Raw genomic sequence first — 25,959 nt, 5'->3', positions numbered from 1 at the left:
GTGTGGACGCGCCTGACTCTGGTATCAGGCGGGGTCATAAGAGAGAACCGGGGAGAGCCAGCGCTCCATCTCCTCAAGCGACATACCCTTGCGCTCGGCCAATGCCTCGACCTGGTCGAGGGTGATCTTGCCAGTGGAGAAGTACTTCGACTGAGGGTGCGAGAAGTACCAGCCCGATACCGCCGCGGCCGGCCACATGGCGAAGTTCTCGGTTAGCTCTATGCCAGCGTTCTCGGTGGCCTCGAGCAAGCGGAACAGCGTGCGTTTCTCGGTATGATCGGGGCAGGCAGGGTAGCCCGGCGCCGGTCGAATGCCCTGGTATTTCTCGGCAATAAGGGCGTCGTTATCCAGCGTCTCGTCGGGCACGTAGCCCCAGAACTCCTTCCGCACCCGCTCGTGCATGCGCTCGGCGAAGGCCTCGGCCAGGCGGTCGGTGAGCGCCTGGACCATGATCGCACTGTAGTCGTCGCCAGCCGCCTTGTAGTGCTCGGCCAAGGCCTCGACGCCGTGCCCGGTGGTCACGGCAAAGCCGCCGATCCAGTCGGGCTTCCTGCTCTCCTTGGGCGCCACGAAGTCGGCCAGACTATAGCAGACGCCATCACGGTTCTTGGTGGTCTGCTGTCGAATGTGATGCAACCGCTCGATCACCGCGCTGCGCGACTCGTCGGCATACACTTCGATGACGTCGTCATCGACGCTGTTGGCCGGCCACAGACCAATCACGCCGCGAGCCTGGACGTGTTTCTCGTCGATCAGCTTGCGCAGCATCTGCTGGGCATCGTCGAACAGGCTGCGGGCCGCCTCGCCAACAACCGCATCGTCGAGGATCTTGGGGTACTTGCCCGCCAACTCCCAGCTCATGAAGAAGGGCGTCCAGTCGATACGCTCGACCAGCTCCTCGATGTCGTAGCCGTCGAACGTCTTGAGCCCGGTGAAGGCGGGCCGGGGCGGCGTGTAGACGTCCCAGTCGATGGGTAGCTTGCGCTGGCGGGCCTCGGCATAGCTCAGGTCGGCGGCCTTGGGCCGTCGCCTGGCGTTGCGCTCGCGCACCAGTTCGTACTCGGCCTTGATCTCGGCCACGTAGGCGGGCTTGAGCGTCGGCGACAGCAGCTTGCCGGCCACGCCCACCGCGCGCGAGGCATCGGTCACGTAGATGACAGGTTCGTCGTACTGCGGCTCGACCTTGACCGCGGTATGCGCCTTGGAGGTGGTGGCGCCGCCGATCAGCAGCGGCAGCGTGAAACCCTGGCGCTTCATCTCCTTGGCCACATGCACCATTTCGTCCAGCGACGGGGTGATCAAGCCCGAGAGGCCGATGATGTCGGCGTTCTCCTGGCGGGCCGTCTGCAGGATCTTCTCCGCCGGCACCATCACGCCGAGGTCCACGACGTCGTAGTTGTTGCACTGCAGGACCACGCCGACGATATTCTTGCCGATGTCGTGTACGTCGCCCTTGACCGTCGCCATGACGATCTTGCCCTTGGCCTGCTGATCTTCCGCCGCGAGCTCGTTCTTCTCGGCCTCGATGAAGGGGATGAGGTAGGCCACCGCCTGCTTCATGACACGGGCCGACTTGACCACCTGGGGCAGGAACATCTTTCCGGCACCGAACAGGTCGCCGACCACATTCATGCCGTCCATCAGCGGCCCCTCGATCACTTCGATGGGGCGCGAAGCACGCTGGCGGGCAAGCTCGGTGTCCTCCTCGATAAACACCGTGATGCCCTTGACCAGGGCGTGCTCGATGCGTTTCTCCACCGGCCAGCTGCGCCACTCGAGGTCTTCCTTCTTCGCCGCGCCACTGCCGTCGCCCTTGTACTTGTCGGCCAGGTCGACCAGCCGCTCGGTACCGTCGCTGCGCCGGTTGAGCACGACATCCTCGACCGCTTCGCGCAGTTCGGCCGGCAGGCCATCGTAGACCGCCAACTGGCCGGCGTTGACGATGCCCATGGTCAGGCCGGCGCGAATGGCGTGGTAGAGGAACACCGAGTGGATTGCCTCGCGCACCGGGTCGTTACCGCGGAACGAGAACGACACGTTGGAGACGCCGCCGGAGACCATGGCGTGGGGGAGGTGCTCGCGTATCCAGCGGGTGGCCTCGATGAAATCGACGGCGTAGTTGTCGTGTTCCTCGATGCCGGTGGCGATGGCGAAGATATTGGGGTCGAAGATGATGTCTTCCGGCGGGAAGCCGATCTCCTCCACCAGCAAGGTATAGGCGCGCTGACAGATCTCCGTCTTGCGCGCGAAGGTATCGGCCTGTCCGGCCTCGTCGAAGGCCATCACCACCACGGCGGCGCCGTAGCGTCGACATAGCGTCGCCTGCTCGCGGAAGGCCGCCTCGCCCTCCTTGAGCGAAATCGAGTTGACCACCGCCTTGCCCTGCACGCACTTGAGCCCGGCCTCGATGATCTCCCACTTGGAGGAGTCGATCATGATCGGCACCCGGGCGATGTCGGGCTCACCGGCGATCAGGTTGAGGAAGCGCACCATCGCTTCCTGCGACTCGAGCATGCCCTCGTCCATGTTGATGTCGATGACCTGGGCGCCATTCTCGACCTGCTCCAGGGCCACCTCCAGTGCCGTGGTGTAGTCCTCATCGACGATCAGGCGCTTGAAGCGCGCAGAGCCGGTAACGTTGGTGCGCTCGCCGACGTTGACGAACAGCGAGCCTTTCTCGATGTTGAACGGCTCAAGCCCCGACAGACGACAGGCCCGCGGGCGCTCGGGAACCTGGCGCGGTGCCAGGCCCTGAATGGCAGCGTGGATCGCGGCGATATGCTCCGGCGTCGAGCCGCAGCAACCGCCGATGATGTTGACCAACCCGCTCTCGGCGAACTCGGCGACGATGGCAGCCATCTCCTCCGGCGTCTGGTCGTACTCGCCGAACTCGTTGGGCAGTCCGGCATTGGGGTGCGCAGAGACGAAGGTGTCGGCCTTGGTCGAAAGCTCCTCCAGGTAGGGGCGCAGCTCTTCGGCACCCAGCGCACAGTTCAGGCCGATGGAGAGCGGCCTGGCATGACGCACCGAGTTCCAGAACGCCTCGGTAGTCTGGCCCGAGAGGGTGCGGCCGGAGGCGTCGGTGATGGTGCCGGAGATCATTACCGGCAACCGCTCGCCGCGATCGTCGAACAGCGTCTCCAGGGCGAAGATGGCCGCCTTGGCATTGAGCGTATCGAAGATGGTCTCGATCAGGATCAGGTCGGCGCCACCCTCGATCAGCGCCTCTGCGGCTTCGTAGTAGTTCTCGCGCAGCTGGTCGAAGGTGACGTTGCGCTTGGCCGGGTCGTTGACGTCGGGCGACAGCGAGGCGGTGCGTGAGGTCGGCCCCAGTACGCCGGCCACATAACGCGGGATGCCGGTCTCGGCCGCCACCGCGTCGCACACTGCCCGCGCCAGGCGCGCCGATTCGCGATTGAGTTCGGGTACCAGTTCCTCCATGCCGTAGTCGGCCTGGGAAAGGCGGGTACTGTTGAAGGTGTTGGTCTCGATGATGTCGGCACCGGCCTCGAGGTAGTCGCGATGGATACGCCTCACCAGCTCGGGGCACGTCAGTGCCAGCAGGTCGTTGTTGCCCTTGAGCTCGGAGGGCCAGTCGCGGAAGCGCTCGCCGCGGAAATCGTCTTCGTCGAGCCGGGCATTCTGCAACATGGTACCCATGCCGCCATCCAGCATGAGGATGCGCTCGCCGAGCCGTTCGGTGAGAGTAGCGGTCAGTGCAGAGGGTAGGGCGGCCATGGGTCGGGTCGGTCTCCAGCGAAAGTCACGTCCAGGGAATCCAAGCCGCCCCGCTGATTCTTGTCGGCTACTGGGCAGGGGCGGTCGTGTCGGCCCGCCATGGTAGCAAAACCAGCCGCTTGAGGGCAGGGCTGGTCAAAAACCGACCAAAACAGTCGGGATTGTCTCCAGGCGGGCTTTTGCTTACCATGATGGTATGTCACATATGGCCGGCCCGACGAGGACCAGGCCCGACCAGCGAGAACACCATGAGCGAGATCATCCGGATTACCGACAGCGCCCAGGACTACCTCGCCGAGCTGCTCGAGAAGCAGAACGTCGAAGGGATTGCAGTGCGCATCTTCATCACCCAGCCGGGTACGCCCTATGCCGAGACGTGCCTGGCCTATTGCCGGCCTGGCGAGGAAGAGCCCAGCGACGAGCGCCTGGAGCTCGAGAAGATCACGGCACTGATCGACAAGAACAGCATTCCCTTCCTCGAGGAGGCGGTGGTCGACTTCAATGCCGATCGCATGGGCGGCCAGCTGACCATCAAGGCACCCAATGCCAAGATGCCGAAGGTCAACGCTGACAGCCCGCTGGAGGATCGCGTCAACTACATCCTCTACAGCGAGATCAACCCGGGCCTGGCCGCCCATGGCGGCGAAATCAAGCTGGTCGAGCTGACCCAGGACCAGGTGGCGGTGCTCGCCTTCGGCGGTGGCTGCCAGGGCTGTGCCGCGGTGGACCTGACCCTGAAGGAGGGCGTGGAGAAGACGCTGATGGATCGTATTCCCGAGCTTGCCGGCATCCGCGACGTGACCGACCACACCGACACCACCAACGCCTACTATCGCTGACGCATCAACGACCTCTTCATCGCTGATTCGAGCTCCCAATCGCCCAGGCATGCCCCGCAGGGCATGCACGAGGATCAGCGAACGCTCTCGGAAGGCTCCACCGCTGTGGAGCCTTCCTGCGTTTCCCCACCACTTTCCGCACGACGCGACGATGCCACCCCTCCCTCGCCAGGCTGCCAGGTACGCCGCATCAGCTCGGCTTCGAGCGTGCGCAGGCGCGCTGCCTGCTCGTCGATATGGCGCTTCTGATCGTCGATGCGCGCCTGTAGCAGCGATTGTTCATGGCGCAGGGTATCGATGCGCTCCTCGGCGCGACTCCTGGCCCACTGGGTCTCGCGGTGCTGTTTCTCCTCGCGCCCCAGCGCAGCCTGCGTTTCGTGAAACTGCCGCTGCAGGTTCTCCTGGCGCTTCTCCAACTGTGCAACGATGGCATCATGCCGTTTTTCGGCCGATACCCGCTCCTGCCGCGACTCGTCGAGCAGGCTCATGAGCCGCGCCTCGGCCGCCTCGTGGCGCTGTTCCTCCTGATTCAGGCGCGCCAGGTGCTGGGCATCGCGGTCGGCCAACGCCTGCTGGTGGGCCTGACCTTGCTGCTCGTTCTCCTTCTGCAGCTTGTCGAGCTGTTGCAGGGTACGGCTTAGCCGCTCCTCCATCTGTCGCGCACGCTCCTGCCACTGGTCGCGCTCGGCTTCGACCCGTGCCAGGGCTGCACTGCGTTGTTCGAGACGCTGCTCCGTCCCCGCCAGGTGCGACGACAGGGCAGCTTCGCGCTGCTCGGCATCCTCGACCTGGCGCTGCGCTTCCTGCATCGCTGCCTGGGCCTCGGCCACGCGCCGGTCAGCCTCCTCACGGTAGCCTGCCAAGGCCTCGCCGGCAGACTCCTGAGCCATGTGCCACAGGCTTTCCGCCAGCTTCAGCACCGGCTCCGGCATGGCGTGGGAGGCGGGCAGGTCACGGTTCGCCTCGCGCTGGAAGCGCCACTCGCGCAGGTGATCGCTGATGGTGGTAAAGCTGCCGGTTCCCAGCACGTCTCGAATCTTCTGGACACTGGGGGCATCTCCCTTGGCCAGCAGGGTCTCGATGGCCTGCTGAACGTCCTCGTACTGCACACCGCTGCGTGCCATGACGATCTCCTTGTGTGGTGTGGCGGCGGATCCTTGCTCACGCGGCAGGCGTCGCTTGTTCTTGCTGTTTCCGTGCGCCCGCTCGGGATTCCTAAGCATAGCGACTTTCGTCCAAAGCGAAAAGGAAATTACGTTATACGTAATTACGTAAAATACGTAACGACGCGACCTTAAATTCATGATTACCCGTCTTATCTTGAATAACCAGTCGATACAGGCGAGACTCGAGCTATTCGATAGCGAAGAGCGGTGGTCACAATGAGGGTACCGAGCGAGGAGGGCGGCAATGCTCTTCTCCCCAGTGGGTGGCAGGAAGCGAATACGCACACCCCGACACTGGATATGCCACTACCCGCGACGAGCACGCACGGGGCAGCACGCATTGCTGCCCGGAGCGACGCCGAGGCGGTGGCGCAGTGGCTCACCGAGTTTCGTGCCAGCCCGCAGACGCTACGCGCCTACCGCCGCGAGGCAGAGCGCCTGCTGCTGTGGCTGGGGCACCAGGAGTGCGGCCTCGGCGAGCTGCGCCGCCAGGACCTGGATACCTTCGAGGCCTTCCTGGCGTCTCCCACGCCCCGCCACCTCTGGGTAGGGCCGCCACGGCCGCGCCATTCACCGGACTGGCGTCCGTTTCGCGGCCCGCTGTCGCCGGCCAGCCGCCGGCAAAGCCTGGTGATCCTGCAGGGCATGTTTGCCTGGCTGGTGGAAGCGGGGTGGGTCAGCCACAATCCATTCCGCCTGATGCGCGACAAGCGCCGCCGCCTCGACAATCGACAGCCTGGCATCGACCGCTACCTGGAGCGCCCGCTGTGGGAATGGCTATGGCGATGGTTGAGCGAGCCGCCTGCCGAGAACGCCAGCACCCGCGAAGACTACCTCTGGCAGCGACGGCGCACGATCTTCGGCTTCGCTTACCTGTTGGCGCCGCGCATCAGCGAGATGGCCGCCGCCGAAATGGGGGATTTCTTCCCGCGGGAAGGGCGCTGGTGGTGGCGCGTGACGGGGAAGGGCGGCAAGACGGCGCGCATCCCGGTACCCGATGACATGCTGGCCCTGCTACGCGACTGGCGGCAAACGCTGGGCCTTGCCGCCGAACCGCGGCCTGGTGAGGAGGGCGCGGTGCTGCGCGGGCTCGACGGGCAACGCGGCCTCGGCGACAACCAGCTTTACCGATTGATTCGCGACACCTTCCGTCAGGCGGCCGACGCCCTGGAAACCGAGGCCGGCGAGGAGGCGAGGTCGCAGGTGTCCCGACTGCGTGCCGCGACACCTCACTGGCTGCGCCACACCGCACTCACGCATCAGGCACAGGCCGGGGTCGAGCTGCGCTATCTCGCCGGTACCGCACGTCACGCGAGGCTCGATACCACCGCCCAGTACCTACACAGCGAGGACGAGGAGTGGCATCGCCAGCAATCCGCCCACGGCTTGCCCGGCAGGGCGGACGAATCCGGGGCCGAACCGGTATAATGAGAACCACGTCAACACGGGAGGCAACATGACCACCGAAGCCACGGCCGAACAGGCCCAGCAGGCCCTGCGGGAAGAGTTCGAGATGTTCGATAACTGGATGGACCGTTATCAGTACATCATCGACATGGGCAAGCAACTGCCGGCATTTCCCGAAGAGTGGAAGACGCCAGAGCTGAAGATTCAGGGCTGCCAGTCGAATGTCTGGATGCACCATCAGCGCGACGGCGAGGTGCTGCACTTCGATGCGGTGTCGGATGCGGCCATCGTTTCCGGCCTGATCGCCGTGCTGATGCGCATCTACAACGACCGACCGGCCGGTGAGATTCGCGACACCAGCCCCCACTTCCTGCAGGACCTGGGGCTCGACAAGCATCTTTCCCCCACGCGCAGCAATGGCCTGCACGCCATGCTCGGCAAGATCTACGAAGTCGCCGAGAAAGAGGCTGCCTCCGCCTGATGCCGTCCCGAAGGCCGTAAGACGGCATGCCGTTGACGCTCCCGGGCGAGAATGCTCTCGGCATCCAGGCTGGCGATGGTGACATCCCGCGCCGTGGGAATTTCGTCAGCCAGTTGCAGCGCCTGGTAACGCCCGCAACAGACGCGCAGGAAGGAAGCGAAATTGGCCGGGTCGTGCCCGGCCTCGGCGCACTCCCGTGAGAGCTTCGCCACCAGTTGACTGAGCGTAAGCCCGTCGCGTCTGCCGATTTCCTCGAGCACCGCCCAGAAAAATCCCTCCAGGCGTACGCTGGTCGAGACGCCGTCGAGACGCATGGAGCGGGTCTGAGGCTCCCACAGGCCCGGTTCGGCGCCGATGAAAAGCCTGCACATACCATTTCCTCCCTTGCTGGCCCGACCGACGCTTTCATCATGGCGCCGGTCGCGGGCCAGGGCAAGGCGGTTTCGAGTAGCGGCTAGAGTTCGATCCTCGTGTCCAGCACCCTCAGGAACTGGGCGATCCACGCCGGATGGGCGGGCCAGGCTGGTGCGGTGACCAGCTTGCCGTCGGTCACGGCATCGTCCACCGCGATGTCGGCGTAGCGGCCGCCGGCGAGTTCCACCTCGGGACGACAGGCGGGATAGGCCGAACAGGTGCGCCCCTCCAGCACCCGGGCGGCAGCCAGTAGCTGGGCACCGTGGCAGATTGCCGCCACCGGCTTGTCGGCCTCGAAGAAGTGCCGTACCAGCGCGATGACCTTGTCGTTCAGGCGCAGATACTCCGGGGCGCGTCCGCCGGCGATCACCAGGCCATCGTAGTCGGCAGGATCGGCTGCGGCAAAATCGGCATTGAGCGTGAAACGATGACCGGGCTTTTCACTGTAGGTCTGGTCGCCCTCGAAATCGTGAATGGCGGTGGCAATGCTGTCGCCGGCCCGCTTGTCGGGACATACCGCATCGACACGGTGGCCCACGGCCTGCAGGGCCTGGAACGGCACCATGGTTTCATAGTCTTCGGCGAAATCGCCGCACAGCAAAAGCAGTCGCTTGGCGGACATGACGTGTCTCCTCATCGACTCGTTGTGGTGGGTGTACCACGGATCAGTCTGGCACGGGCGAACCGGAGGAGGGTGGTAGCGGGCTACTACACCCGCACGGCAAGAGAGGTTGGACAGAGCAGGTCAGTGCCTGGAACATTGTCCGCGCCGGCAACGAAAGTGCTCGTCGAGCTCGGGGTCGTTCTGGCACAGGCGTTCGCTAGGGCCGCCTGGCACGGGGTCGATGCCGCCATCACTGCCTGGGTGGCAGCGCACGATGCGCCTGGCGGCAAGCCAACCGCCGCGCAACGGGCCATGAACCTGGATGGCTTCGACGGTGTAGTGCGAACAGCTGGGCCAGAAGCGACAGCGTGGCCCCAGCAGGGGGCTCACCACCAGTTGGTAGAGCCTGACCGGGCCGATCATCGCCAGGCCCAAGGCGCTTCGCAGCAGCCTGCCCAAGCGCTGCAGCCAGGCGGCCACGCGTCAGCGCCCCTCCGAAGGCTTGCGATAGAGGGTGTCGGGATCGATCAGCGGCTCGCTGTCGATACGCGCCTCGTTGCCATCCAGCGCCAGGTAGAAGCAGCTGCGCCGCCCGGTATGGCAAGCCGGACCGGTCTGTTCGACCTTGAGCAGCAGGGTGTCGCCATCGCAATCCAGGCTGGCCCCACGCAGGTGCTGTTGTTGGCCCGAGGATTCGCCCTTGCGCCACAGCTTGCCCCGCGAGCGCGACCAATAGCAGACGCGCCCACTGGCGAGCGTCTCCTCCAACGCTTCGCGGTTCATCCACGCCATCATCAATACTTCGCCGCTGTCGTGCTGCTGGGCGATGGCCGGGATCAGGCCGTCGTCGTTGAAGCGAACGGCAGGGAGTATCCGGTCGAGTGGTAGACGGGCACCGAGTTCGGCACGCTCGAGTTGCTTGAAGAGATCGGTCATGGCGTTTCCGTTATGACTGGTTCAGGCCCGCGCCGCAGCCGTCAGGCACAGATCGCAGCTGCCCAGCAGCTCGATCGTCTGGCGTTCGACGCGAAAGCCCAAGTCGCGTGCCTGGGCGCTGAGCTGCGCGTTGACGTCGTCCAGATGCAGCTCCTCGACTCGTCCGCAGTGACGGCAGATCAACAGCTGGAAGCCGTGGGCATGCTCGGGGCAAGGGCAGGCCACATAGGCGTTGAGCGACTCGATGCGATGCACCAAACCCTGCTCGATGAGAAAGTCGAGTGCACGATAGACGGTCGGCGGGCGCGCCGCCGCATGCTCGACGGCCAGTCGATCGAGCAGCTCGTAGGCCTTCAGGCCACCGCTGGCCCCGGTGATCATCTCGAGAACACGTCGTCGAATCGGGGTGAAGCGCACCCCGCGAAGCTGGCATTGTCTTTCGGCCTGCGCGAGCAGGGCGTTAGCGTCGGTCATGGGCGACCCGATGTCTCTGGAGTAGCGTTCATTCTACGTGCTGAGGCAAGGCTGGACCAGCTCGGGTTCGGGCAGCCCCTTGAGTTCGCCCCGGCGGGCAAAATGCTGTTGAGCAAAGGCGACCCGCTCCTTGACACCCAGTCCATCGGGCTGCTTCTCCACCAGGTCCAGGCGCGAACGCAAGCCTTCTCCGTTGGCCATCTGGATGGCCAGCCCCGGGCGGGCATTGAGTTCGAGCAACATGGGGCCGCGATCGCGGTCGATCACCATGTCGGTGCCGAGATAACCGAGCCCGGTCATTTCATAACAACCGGCGGCCAGCTCCAGCAGGTTGGTCCAGTCGGGGATGCGCAAGCTGGCGAGCTCATGGCCGGTATCCGGATGGTCACGACGCGAGCGGTCGAACTGCACGCCGCGAACCGCCGTGCCCGTGGCGATGTCGAGCCCCACGCCGACCGCTCCCTGGTGCAGGTTGGCCTTGCCGTCGGAAGCCGCCGTGGAGAGGCGCATCATGGCCATTACCGGGTAACCGCGAAAGATGATCACGCGAATGTCCGGAACGCCCTCGTAGGTGTACTCGGAAAGCTGCTCGTCGAAGTTGATGAGACCCTCGATCATCGCCACGTCGGGAGTGCCACCCAGAGAGTAGAGCCCAGACAGAATGTTGGAGACATGGCGGTGGAGATCACCGATGCTGAGCTTGGCGCCGCTAGGCTTGACGAAGCCATCCTGGTCGACGCGCTCGATGACCAGGATACCCTTGCCGCCACTGCCCTTGGCCGGCTTGATGACGAAGCCCGGGCGTCCGGCGATCATTTCCTGCAAGCCCTTGATGCCGAACTGAGTGGTCACGGTTCCGATCAGGGCTGGCGTGGTGATGCCGTGCTTCTCGGCCAGCAGCTTGGTCTTCAGCTTGTCATCCACCAGCGGATAGAGCCGCCGGCTGTTGTAGCGCCCAATGTAGCGAATGTTGCGCCGGTTCATGCCGATGATGCCGCGACGCAGGAGCTGGCTCGGCCGTGCCCACATGATTTCAGTCCTCGGTGACCGGTTTGAAGCGTCTCAGCTCGAGCAACCGGTATCCCGTGTAGTTACCCAGCAGCAGGATCAACGACATGATGATGAGCTGCACGCCCAGGAAATTGAAGGTGATATGGCGTATCCACGGATTGTTCATGGCGAGATAGGCCAGTACCGCAGTAATGAGGCTTCCGCCACCCTGAATCAAGACCTGCTTGGGACCTTCTTCCTCCCACAGTATCGACATCCGCTCGATGGTCCAGGCCAGAATGATCATCGGGAAGAAGGTGATCGTCAGGCCAGTGTTGAGCCCAACGCGATAAGACAGCACGGAGAAGATCGAAATAATGGCGATGACCGTGATGATCACCGCCGAGACTCGGGCGACCAGTAGCAGGTTGAGATAGGAGAGATAATTGCGTATCACCAGCCCAACGGATACGACCAGCAGGAAACCAACCAGTCCGGTGGGCAGGGTCGTCTGGATGAAGGCCAGCGCAATCAACACGGGCATGAAGGTACCCGACGTCTTGATCCCCACGAGGATGCGCAGGAACACGACCACCAGCGCGCCGATGGGAATCAGCAGAATGGTCTGGAACAGAGCCTGTTCCTCGAGCGGCAGGCTGTGGATCGAGAAGTTGAGCAGGGTGTCGTCGGCCAACTGGCTGCGCACGGCCGCAGCGGCGGGCTGGCTGCGCGACAGCATGGAGAAGGTGACCCGTGAGTTGGTGCCACCCTGAACCTCGAGTACCGCACGCCCTGCAGTCTCCCACAGCAGGAGATTTTCAGGCTGCCCCTGATCGGCGGTACGTGGGTTGAACAGCGCCCAGTTCTCCTCGTCCTCGAAGACCATGATCCAGGAGGTCAGCGCCTGCCGTCGACGCCCGTTCTCGAGCATCAGCCCGCTCACTTCGCGGGCATGCACGCCGGCCTGATTCAGCAGGCGCACCAGCAGAGGCGTGCGCTCGAACTGAGTCAGCAGCAAGCGAGCATTCTCACCCTGACGATCTTCGTTGAAGTCACGAATCAACTCTCGCGTGAAGGTGTAGGGATCGGCACTGCGCATCCAGGCGCGCTCGATCACCTGGGCTGCTGCCGTGTCATAGGGACGCTCCCAGCTGACTTCGCGCAAGGGCGGGCGAGCAATCTGTCGCTGCCGTTGGTCATCGGTCACCTGCAGGCGCACGGAGTAGTAGAGCTGCTGGCTACCCGTTGCACGGCGGATCGACCACTGAGCACGACGACCGGCCTCGTCCTGCAGGAACGACAGACCGAAACCCGGCGAGGCGGTGTTTTCGGTCAGGATCCGGTAGCCGCGTTGATGCGAGGGCAGTGCCAGTTCGACGCGTGCGGGCTCGCCCAGGGCGGTGAAATCGACGACGGCTTCGACCTCCCAGACCTGGCGCTGTTCACCTGGAGTCCACGGAACCTCCATCTGGATATGGCGATGGAGGCTCGTGCCGATACCGAGCACCATCAGCAGACCCACGATGAGATAGAAGGGCAGTCGCGACATGTATCATCCTTGCATGTAGGGCAGTCAGGCTCGGTATCAGCCTTCTTCTTCGTCCCGGTCGTTGATCTCGTCCTCCGGCGCCTCGGAGGCCGGACGACCGCCGGGGAACTCAGGCCGGGGGTGAATGTAGTTTTCCGCCACGTCGATCAGGGCGATATCCATCAGAAAGCGCCGGCCAAGCAGGACCGGATAGTTGAGATGGGTGCGATCATTGAGCGTGAACTCCACCGTTTCACGAATCGGCCCCAGCGTCATCAGGAGGCTGACGACAGGGCGCGAGGTGCTGCCGGCGGCCTGCATGACACGCACCCGACGCTCGACCGGGCGCTCGATCCACTCGCCACGCACGCCGTCGACGACGACATCGTCCTCGTTGAGGCCCAGCTTGAAACGAACCCAGTCTTCGCCATCGCGCTCGAAACGCGTGATGTCGGTGGCGGAGAGGGAAGAGGTGTTGGCGCCCGAATCGACCCGCGCACGAAGGTAGGTGCCCACGTCGGGCAGGCCGATCCATTCGGAGCGTCCTACCATCGCTTTGGACGACAGCGTCTCACTAAGCTCATTGTTGCATTCTGCCGGGACCACCAGCGGTTCATCGCCACGCTGCTCGAGCCGCTCGATATCGCCGCGCAAGTGACGGAGCGTGACGCCGGCATCACGCAGCTCGGCGAGTAGCTCGGCCTGGCGCTGATCCATGGCAGTATCAGTATCGGGACGATCGCAGCTCAGCGCGATCTGCTCTTCGAGCTGGCCGATGCGTGCCTCGAAGGCCGCAGGGCTGAGCGTGGGCTCGGGCTCTGAGTCAGGTGTGAGGGCGCATCCGCTGATCAACAATGAACTCAGCAACCAGGGTATGGGTGCGGATAGCGTTCTCGGTCGCATTGGAATCGACAGCCTCCGGTCGGGCTACGGATCAGGCGTAGCGGCAGTTAGGCGTGGCTTGAAGGGCGCACGTTTCGTCGCGGCGAAACATGACGGAGGATGATAAGGATTTCGAGGTGGCGTTGTCCAACGCCGTGACCGAACCTTGATTTAACATAATATACATTATGCGAATCTATGGCTGAGAATGGCTCAGGCCAGCTTGCACAAGGCTCGCACGGTCAGCTATCCCGAAATCGACCGTCGCGTAGGCGAAATCCACACGACGAACCCCGACTCGTCGGCCGGGGTTCGTGTTTCCGCTGACGCGGTGGTCCGTCGCCTTCACGCCTCGTCAGGCGGCGCGTAGGAGCCATCCTCGCGATGCACTTCCTTGCCGGTGATCGGCGGCGTGAACACACAAGCCAGATGCATGGTCTTGTGAGCCCGCAGCAGATGCTCGTCGTGCTGGTCGAGGATGTAGATGTCGCCCGGCTTGATCGGCCAGATCTTGCCATCGGCCAGGGTCTCCACTTCGCCTTCACCCTCGATGCAGTACACCGACTCGTAGTGATGCTTGTAATGGATATGTGTCTCGGTGCCTTCGAAAATCCGTGTGATGTGGAAGGAAAAACCACCGCCGTCATTGGCCAGCACCAGACGCGTACTGTCCCAGGTGCCACTCTCCGCCTTGACGAGACGGTCCGTCTTGCGCGCTTCCTCGAGATTGCGAACGATCATCTTCCAGGTCTCCATTCAATCCATAGACTGACCGGCTGCCGCGACATCGACAACGACAGCCGGCCGGTAACATGAATGCCTTGGGGCGCCGTATCAGCTAATGGCGGCACCCACTCAGGCCATGACTTCCTTGACACTTGCCTCGAGGATATCCAGCCCTTCGAGCAAGTCCTCATCGGGAATGGTCAGCGGACACAAGCACTTGACCACTTCTCCGGCCTGGCCGCTGGTCTCGATCACCAGCCCCTTCTCGAACGCCTTGGCGGTGATCTTGTCGGCCAGCTCACCGTCACCGACGTCGATCCCGCGCATCAGACCACGGCCACGCTCGGTGGCCGGTACACCCTGCTCGCTGATCCAGGCGGCGATCTTCTGGAAGCGGTCTTCGACCACCCTGCCCTTGCGCTGGATATCGCGCTCGAAGGTATCGTCACGCCAGTACTGTCGCATGGCAGCCGCCGCCGTGGCAAAGGCCAGGTTGAAGCCGCGGAAGGTGCCGTTGTATTGACCCGGTTTCCACTTGTCGAGGTCGGGGCGCATCAGGACGTGAGCGAACGGCAGGCCGAAGCCGGACAGCGACTTGGAGTTGGTCACGATGTCGGGCTTGATACCAGCGTGCTCGAAGCTGAAGAACTTGCCGGTACGTCCACAGCCGGCCTGAATGTCGTCGACAATCAGCAGGATGTCGTTGTCGCGGCAGATGCCCTCGAGGCGCTTGAGCCAATCCAGACCAGCCACGTTGATGCCGCCCTCGCCCTGAACGGTCTCGACGATCACCGCCGCTGGCAAGTCCAGGCCGCTGGAGTTGTCGCCCAGCAGCTTCTCGAAGTAGTCCAGGCTATCGGTGTGTTCGCCCAGGTAGCCGTCGTAGGGCATGAAGGCACTGCCCTGCAGCGGGATGCCTCCGGTGGCCTCGCGGAACTTGCGGTTGCCGGTGGTGGCAAGCGCGCCCATGGTTACGCCGTGGAAGCCGTTGGTGAAGCTGACAATGTTGTGTCGCCCCTGAGCCACTCGGGCCAGGCGGATGGCGGCCTCGACGGCATTGGTGCCGGTCGGTCCCGGCAGGTGGATCTTGTACTCCAGGCCACGCGGCTTGAGGATCACCTCCTCGAGGGTCTCGAGGTAATCGCGCTTGGCAGCGGTCCAGAAGTCGAGACCGTGCACGATACCGTCGCTGTCCAGATAGTCGAGCAGCGCCTGCTTGAGGTGCGGATTGTTGTGGCCGTAATTGAGGGTGCCGGCACCGGCCAGAAAATCGATGTACTCGCGTCCCTCCTCATCGGTCAGCCGAGCATTCCTGGCCTTGGTGAAGACCACCGGGAAAGAGCGGGAATAGGTCCGCACATTGGATTCGAGACGTTCAAGAGTCTGGGTTTGCATATCGACCTCCTGTCGGAATAGTCAAGCGTAGGAAAGCATGGACGGCCGAAGGCCTCGACCATCCAGCGAATCGGGCGGGAATCAGATGCGCCGGGTGTCGAAGGGACCGATACGCACGAGGTTCTCGGGGTCGTGTTCACCGCCGAGCTGGTCCGTCGAAAAATATTCACGGCTGTTGAGGGGCGCCTGCCAGCGATCGGCCAGGCGACGGAAGAGCCCCCATGATGCCTGGTTGTCCGGCGTGATGGTGGTTTCCAGATGGTGGACGTCTTCCAGTTCGGGACGAGTCATGACGGCTTCGACGAGGCGTCGGGCCAAGCCGGTGCCGCGGGCCTTCTCGCCCACCGCCACCTGCCAGAGAAAATAGGTATCCGGCGCGTTGCTCTTCACATAGCCGGACACGAAGCCGACGATCTCACCTTCCTGGTTGGTGGCAACGGCGCAGGTGTCGCGAAATTGGGTCGCCAGCAACAGATAGGCATAGGCCGAATTCACATCGAGCGGCGGACACGACTTGACCAATTCGTAGACCCCCCAACCATCGTCGGGGTTGGGCTTACGAATGAACAGGGGTGCGGCATCGCTGCCGACCACGGCATCGGCCACGCTTGGGCGGACCAGGTCGGCGGAGGGTGTGAAAGGCTGCGGTGTCACGTTCATGGTATGGCTTCGTTGTCGCGATGTTGCTCGTAATGATAACAGGGCTCATCTTCAAATCAAAACCAGCATTATGATATCGGCACAGTTGCATAACAAAAAATTATCGTCCGTTGCCGAATATCATGGTGAAGTCTAGTCCATGAGACGAGACATACATCAGAACGACATCGGGCCGCCCGGAAAGGCGGCCCGATGAGATTAGGCAAAGGTCGTTTCAGCGGCGTGAAAGCGTACGCATGGTGACGAACTCTTCGGCTCCTGTCGGGTGGATGCCGACCGTGGCATCGAAATCCGCCTTGGTCAGACCGGCCCTCACGGCAATGGCGATACCCTGGATCAACTCCCCGGCCTCCTCGCCCACCATATGCGCGCCAACTACCACATCACTGGCATCATCCACGATCAACTTCATCAGGCAACGCTCCTCGCTGCCGGAAAGCGTATGTTTCATGGGACGAAAATCGGTGCGGTAGACCCGTATCGCCTCGTGCTGCTTGCGCGCCTGCTCTTCCGAGAGCCCGACCGTACCGATGTTGGGATGACAGAACACGGCGGTGGCGATGTTGCGGTAGTCCATGGGGGCCGGCTGTGCGTTGCCAAAATGCTGCTGTACGAGATGCATCGCTTCCGCCAGCGCCACGGGGGTCAATTCCAGGCCACCGGTCACGTCGCCCAGTGCCAGAATGGAGGGAATCGAGGTCTCGAATCGATCGTTCACCTTGAGCGTGCCATCGGCATTGAGCTCGACATCCAGCGTATCGAGCCCCACGCCTTCCAGATTGGGCCTGCGGCCAGTGGCGGCCAGCACCGCATCGACCTCCAGCGACTCGCCGTTGGTGAGCGTTACCAGCAGGCCCCCTTCGACCTTTTCGATACTCTCGATATTGGTCTCGAAATGCAGGTTGACCCCCTTGGCGGCCATTTGCTCACGAGTGAATTCGCGAACTTCGCGATCGAAACCGCGCAGGAACAGCTCGCCGCGATAGACCAGATGGGATTCACTCCCCAATCCGTTGAAGATACTGGCGAATTCTACCGCGATATAGCCGCCGCCGAGGGCCAGGAAACGCCGCGGCATCTGCTCCAGATCGAACACTTCGTTGGAGGTCACGGCCAACTCGCGACCAGGAAAGTCGGGCACCCAGGGCCAGCCGCCGACGGCCACCAGGATCTTGGCGGCAGTGAAGCTCTCCCCTGCCACCTCGACGCGATGCGCATCCACCACTCGCGCGCGCCCGTTGATCAAGCGTACACCAGCGTTGTCCAGCAGGCGGCCGTAGATCTCATTGAGCCGCGCGATCTCCCTGACCTTGTTGTCACGCAGCGTGGACCAGTCGAAGACGGGGGCTTCGGGCAGATTCCAGCCAAAACCGCGGGCATCCTGGAAGGCATCGTGAAAGTGTGCAGCGTAGGAGTAGAGTTTCTTCGGCACGCAGCCCACGTTGACGCAGGTCCCGCCCAGGTAGCGATCTTCGGCAACGGCCACCCTGGCGCCGGTTGCCGCCGCGGTGCGAGCGGCACGCACCCCACCGGAGCCAGCCCCGATGACGAACAGGTCATAGTCGAAGTCAGACACTCGATTCTCCTTGTCTTGCCGGGTGTTGGATGACGGCCCGGTCGAATCGCACGATTTTACCAGCGCCGCCCCCGACGTGTAGAGCCACTCCTGTTGTGGCTGTGTCAAGTTGACCACCGCTGCCAGCGGCGGTAAAAGAGGCGCACGACAACAGCCCCTCGCCATACGGACTCGACCATGGACAAGGAAATCAAGGCCCTGCTGGATAACAACCGCGCCTGGGCCGAGCGCATGCAGCAGGAAGACCCCGACTTCTTCGCCCGGCTATCCAACCAGCAGAACCCCGACTATCTCTGGATCGGCTGCTCCGACAGCCGTGTGCCAGCTAATCAGATCATCTCGCTGCCCCCCGGCGAAGTCTTCGTACACCGTAACGTCGCCAATCTTGTCCACCACAATGACCTCAATGCGCTATCGGTACTGCAGTACGCCGTCGACGTGCTCGAGGTTAGACACATCATGGTCGTCGGCCACTACGGCTGTGGTGGCGTGCGGGCCGCGGTTGCCGGCGGCGACAACGGCATGGTCGATCTCTGGCTGCATTCGGTACGCGAACTCTACAACCAGCACCGCCATGAACTGGCCGAGCTGTCGCTGGACGAACAGGTGGACCGCATGTGCGAATTGAACGTCAGAGCCCAGATCAAGAATCTGTGTCACAACAAGACCATCCAGCACGCTTGGCAGCGCGGCCAGCCCTTGGCCATTCATGGCTGGATCTACGGGCTAGACAATGGTCGTATTCGCGACCTCGATTGCAGCGTCCTGGGACTCGATCAGGTGGCCACGCTCTACCGCATCGAGCGCATAGAGGCGGCCCCCGACAGCTGACTCGGGCCGGCTCGAAACCGCGCGCAGTGCCGCTTACACTGCGAGTGATGTCCACCGCAGGGAAACCTCATGTCCGACCCACTCGCCACGCTCCAGCGTGACCATCTCCAGGCCCTCGAACGGTGCTACGCAGAGACACTGACAGACTTGGGCTACGATGGCGTACTGATCTACAGCGGCCACCCTGCCCTTCACTTCGGCGACGACCAGCATGCCAGCTTCAACAGCTATGGGCATTTTCAGCACTGGACCGGCCAGACCGGCCTGACCCATAGCTGGCTGTTGGTCCGTCCCGGGCAACGGCCCACCTGCTATTTCCATGCGCCAGACGATTTCTGGCACCTGCCGCCTCAACTGCCCGAGCAGGCCTGGACCGAAAGGCTCGAGGTAATTCCCGGCCGCTATGACGAGGCGCCCCCCATTGCCGCCGATGGGCGCCTTGCTGTGATCGGTGATGTCTCCGCCGCGACGTCCGCCGCACTCAGCGCGGAACTCAACCCACCCGCCCTGCTTGCCGCGCTGGACGAAGGGCGCGTGCGCAAGAGCGAGTACGAACTCGCCTGCCTTCGCGAGGCCAATCGCATGGCCGCTCTCGGGCATCGCGCCGCCCGGAAGGCCTTCCTGAGCGGAGGCAGCGAACTCGACATCCACCTGGCCTATCTCCAGGCATCGCACCAGCGTGAAAGCGAGCTGCCCTACGGCAACATCGTCGGCATCGGTTCACACGCCGCGGTACTGCATTATCAGCATTACGACACGGAAACGCCCCGCGAGCGCTACAGCCTGCTGGTGGATGCCGGCCACCGCTATCGCGGCTATTGCGCCGACATCACCCGTACCTGGCCGGGGACGAACACCGACCCCACCTTCGCCGCGCTGATTTCACGCATGCACGACATCAAGCAGCGACTCGTCACCGCGGTCGCTCCCGGCGCCTCCTTCGTCGAGCTGCATGAGCGAATGCATCGCTTGCTCGGTGAGCTGCTGGTTGAGAGCGAACTGGTCAAGGGTTCCGCGGAAGCCGCCGTCGAAAGCGGCATCACGCGCGCCTTCTGCCCGCATGGTCTCGGCCACCTGCTCGGCATTCAGGTTCACGACGTGGCCGGCCGCACGGCACGCGATGGCTCTCCGCAGCCACCGCCAACCGAACATCCTGCGCTGCGGCTGACACGGGAACTGGAAGCGGGAATGGCGGTCACCATAGAACCGGGACTGTACATTATCCCGATGTTGCTCGAGCCGCTCGAGTCAGGCCCCGCGGGGCAGCACCTGAACTGGGCTTTGATCGAGCGCCTGGCTTTCCATGGCGGCATTCGCATCGAAGATAACGTGCATGTCACAACCAACGCAGCCAGGAACCTCACCCCAGAGATCGAGTGACCCCATGCGTGAACGGTGGCAGCAGGTCGGCTTCGCTCCCCCGCGCGGATTGACCAACCCGCACGTGCAGACGCTGTTGCCTCGCCTGCTCCCTCGGCCCTGGCTCACATGCGAAAGCGAGACCCTCGAGCTGCCCGATGGCGATTTCGTCGAGCTCAACTGGATCCGACCAGCCCCTGCCAGCCCGGAGGCGCCGGTCTTCGTACTGTTCCATGGCCTCGAAGGCTCGTTTCAGTCGCCCTATGCCCGCTGGCTACTGGCAACCGCCGGCGACATGGGCTGGCGGGCGCTGCTGATGCATTTCCGCGGCTGCGGCAGCCGGCCGAATCGCCTGCCCCGGGCCTACCACAGCGGCGACACTGCCGACGCCTACTGGCTGATAAGCGAACTGTCGCGGCGCTACCCCAAGGCATTGAAAGTGGCTGCCGGCGTATCGCTGGGTGGCAACATGCTGCTCAAGCTCGTTGCCGAACAGGGCGGCGGTGGCCTCGACCTCGCCGGCGCGATCGTGATAAGTGCGCCGCTGGACCTCGCCGCAAGCGCGGAGAGGCTGCATCGCGGCTTTTCGCGAATCTATGAACGTCACCTGCTGAACGCGCTGAAACGCAAGGTGGCGCCACGGCTCGCGCGGGGCGAGCTGCCCCTGGCACTGGATAGTCACGCGCTGGCGCGAATCGACAGCCTGCGCGGCTACGACGATGCGGTAACCGCGCCGCTGCATGGTTTCCGCGATGCCGCGGATTACTACCGCCGCGCCTCCGCCGGACGCCTGCTCGGCGAGGTCGAGCTGCCCACCCTGATCGTGCACGCCGACGACGATCCCTTCATGCCCGCCGCACTCTTCGAGCGGTTACCCGAGCCAGCCGATGCGGTGCGCCTGGAGATCACCCGACACGGCGGCCATGTCGGCTTCATGGAGTGGCGCAACCGTCGCCTGCAGCCGTGGCTGAGGCAACGCCTGGCGCACGAGCTGGCCTGTTGGGCCGACACCGGCGTCTCCTGGCAGTCGGCCATGGGTCGACATCTCAGCCGATCGGACAACTGACCCCGGTCCCCCGCAGGCCGCAGTAGCCACCCGGGTTCTTGTGCAGGTACTGCTGGTGGTACTCCTCCGCCAGGTAGAAGACGTCGAGAGGCGCGATTTCCGTGGTGATCCGTCCCCGCCCGGCCTGGGCCAGCGAGTATTGATAAGCGTCACGGCTGCGCTGTGCGGCGACGAGCTGTGCATCGCTGGTGGTATAGATCGCCGAACGATACTGGCTGCCGACATCGTTGCCCTGTCGCATGCCCTGGGTCGGGTCATGCGCTTCCCAGAACACCCGGAGCAACGTCTCGACGTTCACTTCCTGGGGAGAGAAAACCACCCGGACCACCTCGGCGTGGCCGGTGCGTCCGGTGCATGTCTCCTCGTAGGTGGGGTTGGGCGTTACGCCGCCGGCATAGCCAACCGCCGTGACGTATACGCCCGGAAGCTGCCAGAACAGGCGCTCGGCGCCCCAGAAACAACCGAGCCCGAAGACGATCGTCTCGCACCCTTCGGGAAAAGGCGGCAGCATCGAGCGGCCGTTGACGGCATGTACACCCGAGACATGCACTGGCGTATCGCGACCCGGCAAGGCATGGGAAGGCTCGATGGTCATGACGATTCTCCTGTGAACGGGTGCGGTTGGAGCCCCGCGACATCGGTCACGGGGCGGTCGATCATGGCGTCTCGTCAAGCTTCGGCGGACTGCCCGGCCGGGTGAAGATGTACACCAGGTCAACGGCCTGGGCAGCCCCCGAGACGGCTTGCACGTAGAGGTTGCGCCACAGGGTGTAGCGCAGCGTCAGTTCGGCGATCGGCGAGAAGATACCGACACCATAGCTGATGCGCAGATCCTCTGTCAGGTAGCCGCTGACCACCACCTGGCTGTCGTCGCCGGCCCCTGCGGTCTCCAGCGCCAGATCGTCGATACCGAACGCCTGACCGATTGCTCCCACGGCGCCGCCGGTGCGCCCCAGGGTGAGGCCGACCAGTGCCGAGGTCAGCGCACCATCAGCGTCGCCGTCCCTCGGGGCGCGGCCGCGCAGCAGATAGGAGAGCGCCCGCGCCTCGTCCATGGCCGGTTCGGAGAAGATCGTCAGGGTCGGCTCGGCGGCGAAGCCGGTCACGCGCAGCCCCGCCACCACGCCATCCTCGGTGGCATCAGGATTGCGAATTGCCTCGAAGTCGAGCAGTGGCTGGTCGGGAGGACCGCTGAATAACAGCTCCCCCTGGCGAATCAGCAGGTCCTGGCCGAAGGCACGGAAGCGTCCGTCGGTCAGGCTGACGTCACCGAACAGCTGTACCGGCCCATCCTGCTGACGCACCTGAAGGGTGCCGAGCAGCTCGGTCTCGAGGCCCATCGCTTCCAGCTTCATGTCGGGCCCCAGGGAAAGATTGATGCGCACGTCGAGGCGCATGCCCGCTTCGCGCAGGGCCACCGCGGCCGCTTCATCGGTACCGGCGGTCGCCTCGAGCTCGTCGCGCTGCTGGGCACGCGCCTCGTCACGGCGGGTGATGATGATCTCATCGGGGCTTGGGCTGACGGCTGCCGGTGGGGCTTCACCAATTTCCAGCCTGGCCCAGGGCACCTGGACGTCGCCACGCACGCGTAGCTCTTGCGGATTGATCCGCACGGCAATCTCTGGCGCGACGCGCAGGCGGCCGAACTGGGGCAGGCTCACCAGCAACGGGCTCCGGGTGCCGTCCAGATCCACGGCAATGCGCCACTCGTCGAGAGACGGCCAACTGGCATTGCCATCGATGACCAGACGCCCCTCGTCACTCGCCACATAACCCACGAGTCGCGCGCTGTTGCCATTGAACTCGACGCGTATGCGGCCATCCTCGACGATCAACGGCACATCGAGCCCCGAGGCACGCAGGCCGGTGAGTTCGAGCGCACCGTTCAGGCTCGGGTTGTCCCGCGTTCCCGAAACTCCGACCCGGCCGGCGACGATGCCTTCCAGCATGTCGAGCCCCTCGGTAAGGGTGCGATAGCGCGACAGGTCCAGGCCGTCGAGGACCAGCACGCCGTTCAGCTCACCGGCTCCCAGCGGGTCGTCCAGGCCGATGTCGAGGTCGAGGCGGCCCGCGTCGCCGAGTTCCAGCTCGAGTTCCAGCGTCGTACGTGCCTGGCTGGCCTCCACTCGTGCGTTCAGGCGCGTATCTGGCATCGACCAGGGCTGGCCGTAGATATCGGCACCTTCCAGGTTCAGCTCGCTTGCCAGGTCCGCCTTGATGTCCCATTGGCGCCCCCCTTGCCGCCAGCGCGCCTGCAGCTCCAGGTTGGTCTCACCACTGGCGCGCCACTCTTCCGGCAGCAATTCGGCGAGCAACTCCATGGGCAGGCTTTGCACCGACAGCGATAACTCCCCCTGGTCGGCACTGGCCTGTAGCGTATCGTCCAGGCACAGACGACCGCCCTGCTCGCGGCGCAGGCAGAACGGCTGCACCTGAGCCCGACCGCTCGCCAGATCGGCGCTGAAGACGATCGGTTCGTCGAGGCGCATCTCGCCATAATCGCTATCGACTTCCAGTGGGTCGATACGCCCCGTATAGCGCTGCCGCTCGGTGGCAAGGCCACCCTCGAGCACCAGTGACGCTCTCGACAGCGGCATGCCGACCCCGGCGATGGCGGTGAGTTCGGCCCGATGCGACGAGAGTCGCCCTGTCAGGTCCAGCGACACATCGCTGAAACGCTGCCCGCCCGCGACCAGGCGTTCGATATCGAGACTCATGTCGAGTTCGGGATCGCCCAGGCCCTCTACGCTGCCACTGAGCCGCAACGTCTCGAGGCGGTTATCGGCGAAAGCCAGTTCCCGCCCCTGCAGGTCGAGGTTCAACCTTGGCCGCTCCGGGGTGCCCTCGGTGCGGAAGCGCCCGGTCAGGCTTCCGCTCAGTTCATCGTGCAGGCTGCCAAGCTCGGTGAGCGAGAGATCTCCACTCAGGTCCATTTGCCTGTCGGAAATCGCACCGCTCGCCGTGACGCGGTTGTTGCCCTGACGAAAATCGAATTCCTCGACTTGCCACTGCATGTCGCTGTTCCCTGCCAGGCGCGCACGCAACGACAACGGCAGCTCCTGAAGTTCGCCGTCGATGGCCAACCGTGGCACGCGCAGCTGCCAGCCTTGAGGAGTCTGGCTGAAGGAGATGTCCAGGTTGCCGTCGAGGCGGCCTTCCATGGCATCGGTGAACAGCCCGGGATCGACATTGTCGAGCCGTGCCGTGGCCTCGACGTCGAGCCCATCCTGCCACTCGACCCGCCCGCGGCTGACCACCGAGGCATCGCCCAGGGCAAGTGACAGCGGCGTCCAGGCGAAGTGCTCGAAATCGCCGCTTCCCGACAGGGCGACCCGGGTCAGGGGAATGTCGGGGCCTTCCAGGCGCATCGTCAGCGCCGCGCTGTAATCGATTAGACTGCCTGACAGCCGTAGGGCGAGATCTTCGACCACGTAGGGCTCGGCGAGCTCCTCCTGCGACAATTCCGCCGTCATTGGTAGCGGCCAGCGCAGGAATTCGCTCTGCAGCGAGGCATTGAATGGCACGCTGGGGTCCAGTACATCGGCTTGGGCCGACAGGCTGGCATCCACCGGCCCACGGGCGTCGAGTTGCGCGCGCAGCTCGCCCAGGCTGCCATCCAGTCTCAGGTCGAGGCGCTGGCCGGCCAGCTCGGGTAGCCACAGGGCAGCTTCGAACCGCGCCTCGAGCGGATAGTCATCACGTAGCTCGACACGCGCGGTCAAGCGGGCATCGACATCGAGGCTGGCGACGTCCAGAGCGGTGACGTCGACCTGCTGGCCGCTCGCCTCGAGGGAGAGCGTAAGATGACGCAGGTCGTAGTCCACCGGGCCTCGCACTTCGATACCCTCGAGGCGGATACGTGGCGCCGACACTGTCAGCGGCAGCACGACCTCGGGCAGCGCGATGCGCTCGCGCTCCTCAAAGGGCAACGAAGGCTCGGCTATCGGAGCCCGCACGGCTTCAACGGCAGCGAGAGCCTGCTCGCTCAGCACGACGGCGTCCGTTGTTGCCTCCAGGGCCAGGCGCGCCGCCCCGGGTGGCGGAATGGCGACTTGCAGTTGAATGAGCCGCGTGGGCAGCAAGGACAGCGTCTCCCCCTCTGCCTCGATGCCGGTATGGAGCATATCCCAGGCGATACGCGTGCCGTCGGCGAGCCGAAGCTCGACATCCTCCACTTCGAGCTCCGGCGCCGAGATGTCGAGCGGAAAGCGGAACGGCGAGGCAATGTCCTGCGGTGCCCCGTCAGATGTCCCCAACGACGGGCGAGAAAGTGGTTCTTCCGCTTCTTCCGTCTCTCCTGCTGATTCGGACGTCGTCTCGGTGCTGAGCGGCAGGACCACACGCAGGCCCTCGGCACGAGAAGTGGCCAGCTGCAGCCGCGAGCTCTCCGCCTGGGCTGCCATCGTCAGGTGGGCAAGCGCGATCCGCGTACCGTCGGCCAAGCGTAGCCGAGTATCCTCCAGCACCAGCTCACGCACTTCCAGGGGAAGCGGCAAACGGATGGGGCCGCCCGTCTCTGCCTGCGATTGATCTTGTGACTCCGCCGTAGCGCTCGCCTGCAACCGCACACGACCGCCCTGCATGGCCAGTCGCTCGATGCATAGCCGGCCACGCAGCAGGCAATCATCCGCCCAGGTGAGTTCGAGCCGCTCGGCGGCGATCTCGACCGCGCCCGCTTCGATCTGGAAACCATGCAGCACCAGGCGATCCAGCGGAGCCCCTTCGACGCGCTCCAACTGGTAGAAGCCGCGCTTGGCTCCCTCCTCCAGCAGCAAGCCGGCCCCCCAGGGTGACAGTGCGAGGCCGAGCACGAGAAGCACGACGCCGATTGCCAGCACGGGTAGCACGAACAGTAGCTTCAGAATGGCAAGGGTCAGACGCCGCATT

The 25,959-nt window shown here is 64.1% G+C and carries 22 protein-coding genes; 6 read left to right on the top strand and 16 right to left on the bottom strand.

The genetic code is table 11. The features are described 5' to 3' along the window. Positions 1-24 precede the first annotated feature (24 nt). Positions 25-3,738, bottom strand: a complete 3,714-nt coding sequence (gene metH, locus ACRWQA_RS10325; RefSeq protein WP_434227537.1) for a methionine synthase — start codon at positions 3,736-3,738, stop codon at positions 25-27. 248 nt (positions 3,739-3,986) lie between these two features. On the opposite strand from metH, the gene nfuA reads away from it, so the two are divergent. Next, positions 3,987-4,577, top strand: a complete 591-nt coding sequence (nfuA, locus tag ACRWQA_RS10320) for a Fe-S biogenesis protein NfuA (RefSeq protein ID WP_263579961.1) — start codon at positions 3,987-3,989, stop codon at positions 4,575-4,577. Positions 4,578-4,651: 74 nt separating this feature from the next. On the opposite strand, the gene ACRWQA_RS10315 is transcribed toward nfuA, so the two are convergent. Further along, entirely contained in the window at positions 4,652-5,800 is a 1,149-nt protein-coding gene (locus ACRWQA_RS10315) for a DNA-binding protein (RefSeq protein WP_446326281.1), read from the bottom strand. 243 nt (positions 5,801-6,043) lie between these two features. Here ACRWQA_RS10315 and ACRWQA_RS10310 point away from each other — a divergent pair, with 243 nt between their 5' ends. After that, positions 6,044-7,171, top strand: coding sequence for a tyrosine-type recombinase/integrase (locus ACRWQA_RS10310; RefSeq protein ID WP_434227706.1), 1,128 nt, complete (start codon positions 6,044-6,046; stop codon positions 7,169-7,171). Positions 7,172-7,199: 28 nt separating this feature from the next. After that, positions 7,200-7,631, top strand: coding sequence for a SufE family protein (locus ACRWQA_RS10305; protein WP_434227533.1), 432 nt, complete (start codon positions 7,200-7,202; stop codon positions 7,629-7,631). On the opposite strand, the gene ACRWQA_RS10300 is transcribed toward ACRWQA_RS10305, so the two are convergent. The 12 genes from ACRWQA_RS10300 to gorA form a co-directional block, all read right to left on the bottom strand. After that, positions 7,595-8,002: a ribbon-helix-helix domain-containing protein gene (locus ACRWQA_RS10300; RefSeq protein WP_263579964.1), complete on the bottom strand. Its 408-nt coding sequence runs from the start codon at positions 8,000-8,002 to the stop codon at positions 7,595-7,597. The genes ACRWQA_RS10305 and ACRWQA_RS10300 overlap by 37 nt on opposite strands. A gap of 83 nt (positions 8,003-8,085) precedes the next feature. After that, positions 8,086-8,667: a DJ-1/PfpI family protein gene (locus tag ACRWQA_RS10295; RefSeq protein WP_434227531.1), complete on the bottom strand. Its 582-nt coding sequence runs from the start codon at positions 8,665-8,667 to the stop codon at positions 8,086-8,088. A gap of 123 nt (positions 8,668-8,790) precedes the next feature. Then, a complete protein-coding gene (gene yidD, locus ACRWQA_RS10290; protein ID WP_263583971.1) occupies positions 8,791-9,072 on the bottom strand; it encodes a membrane protein insertion efficiency factor YidD in 282 nt (93 codons plus the stop codon). Positions 9,073-9,132: 60 nt separating this feature from the next. Next, entirely contained in the window at positions 9,133-9,585 is a 453-nt protein-coding gene (hisI, locus tag ACRWQA_RS10285) for a phosphoribosyl-AMP cyclohydrolase (RefSeq protein WP_263579966.1), read from the bottom strand. Between the two features lie 21 nt (positions 9,586-9,606). Further along, positions 9,607-10,059: a transcriptional repressor gene (locus ACRWQA_RS10280; protein WP_434227528.1), complete on the bottom strand. Its 453-nt coding sequence runs from the start codon at positions 10,057-10,059 to the stop codon at positions 9,607-9,609. Between the two features lie 33 nt (positions 10,060-10,092). Further along, positions 10,093-11,088: an alpha-L-glutamate ligase-like protein gene (locus ACRWQA_RS10275; protein ID WP_263579968.1), complete on the bottom strand. Its 996-nt coding sequence runs from the start codon at positions 11,086-11,088 to the stop codon at positions 10,093-10,095. A gap of 4 nt (positions 11,089-11,092) precedes the next feature. After that, entirely contained in the window at positions 11,093-12,598 is a 1,506-nt protein-coding gene (locus ACRWQA_RS10270) for an inactive transglutaminase family protein (RefSeq protein WP_263579969.1), read from the bottom strand. Between the two features lie 36 nt (positions 12,599-12,634). Beyond that, positions 12,635-13,429: an ATP-dependent zinc protease family protein gene (locus tag ACRWQA_RS10265; RefSeq protein ID WP_263579970.1), complete on the bottom strand. Its 795-nt coding sequence runs from the start codon at positions 13,427-13,429 to the stop codon at positions 12,635-12,637. Positions 13,430-13,804: 375 nt separating this feature from the next. Further along, complete coding sequence (locus ACRWQA_RS10260) at positions 13,805-14,200, bottom strand: ectoine synthase (RefSeq protein ID WP_263579971.1); 396 nt, start codon at positions 14,198-14,200, stop codon at positions 13,805-13,807. A gap of 114 nt (positions 14,201-14,314) precedes the next feature. Then, entirely contained in the window at positions 14,315-15,580 is a 1,266-nt protein-coding gene (gene ectB / locus ACRWQA_RS10255; protein ID WP_434227526.1) for a diaminobutyrate--2-oxoglutarate transaminase, read from the bottom strand. 81 nt (positions 15,581-15,661) lie between these two features. Next, the gene (gene ectA, locus ACRWQA_RS10250; protein ID WP_434227524.1) at positions 15,662-16,240 is read right to left on the bottom strand and encodes a diaminobutyrate acetyltransferase; all 579 of its coding nucleotides are present in this window, start codon (positions 16,238-16,240) and stop codon (positions 15,662-15,664) included. A 214-nt stretch (positions 16,241-16,454) separates the two neighbouring features. Continuing rightward, positions 16,455-17,816, bottom strand: coding sequence for a glutathione-disulfide reductase (gene gorA / locus ACRWQA_RS10245; protein WP_434227523.1), 1,362 nt, complete (start codon positions 17,814-17,816; stop codon positions 16,455-16,457). A gap of 177 nt (positions 17,817-17,993) precedes the next feature. On the opposite strand from gorA, the gene can reads away from it, so the two are divergent. The 3 genes from can to ACRWQA_RS10230 all read left to right on the top strand — a co-directional run bounded on the left by can (position 17,994) and on the right by ACRWQA_RS10230 (position 21,072). Next, positions 17,994-18,647: a carbonate dehydratase gene (can, locus tag ACRWQA_RS10240; RefSeq protein ID WP_434227521.1), complete on the top strand. Its 654-nt coding sequence runs from the start codon at positions 17,994-17,996 to the stop codon at positions 18,645-18,647. Between the two features lie 69 nt (positions 18,648-18,716). Then, the gene (pepQ, locus tag ACRWQA_RS10235) at positions 18,717-20,027 is read left to right on the top strand and encodes a Xaa-Pro dipeptidase (protein ID WP_434227520.1); all 1,311 of its coding nucleotides are present in this window, start codon (positions 18,717-18,719) and stop codon (positions 20,025-20,027) included. A gap of 4 nt (positions 20,028-20,031) precedes the next feature. Next, on the top strand, positions 20,032-21,072 hold the full coding sequence (locus ACRWQA_RS10230) for a hydrolase (RefSeq protein ID WP_434227518.1): 1,041 nt from the start codon (positions 20,032-20,034) through the stop codon (positions 21,070-21,072). Here ACRWQA_RS10230 and msrA read toward each other — a convergent pair. After that, on the bottom strand, positions 21,053-21,667 hold the full coding sequence (gene msrA, locus ACRWQA_RS10225) for a peptide-methionine (S)-S-oxide reductase MsrA (protein WP_434227516.1): 615 nt from the start codon (positions 21,665-21,667) through the stop codon (positions 21,053-21,055). The genes ACRWQA_RS10230 and msrA overlap by 20 nt on opposite strands. A 61-nt stretch (positions 21,668-21,728) precedes the next feature. Then, positions 21,729-25,958: an autotransporter assembly complex protein TamB gene (gene tamB, locus ACRWQA_RS10220; RefSeq protein ID WP_434227514.1), complete on the bottom strand. Its 4,230-nt coding sequence runs from the start codon at positions 25,956-25,958 to the stop codon at positions 21,729-21,731. Position 25,959 lies beyond the last annotated feature (1 nt).

The organism is Billgrantia sp. C5P2 (assembly GCF_051062895.2).
Note: the sequence above shows the minus strand (reverse complement) of the source record. Positions and strands in the feature narration are given on the sequence as shown.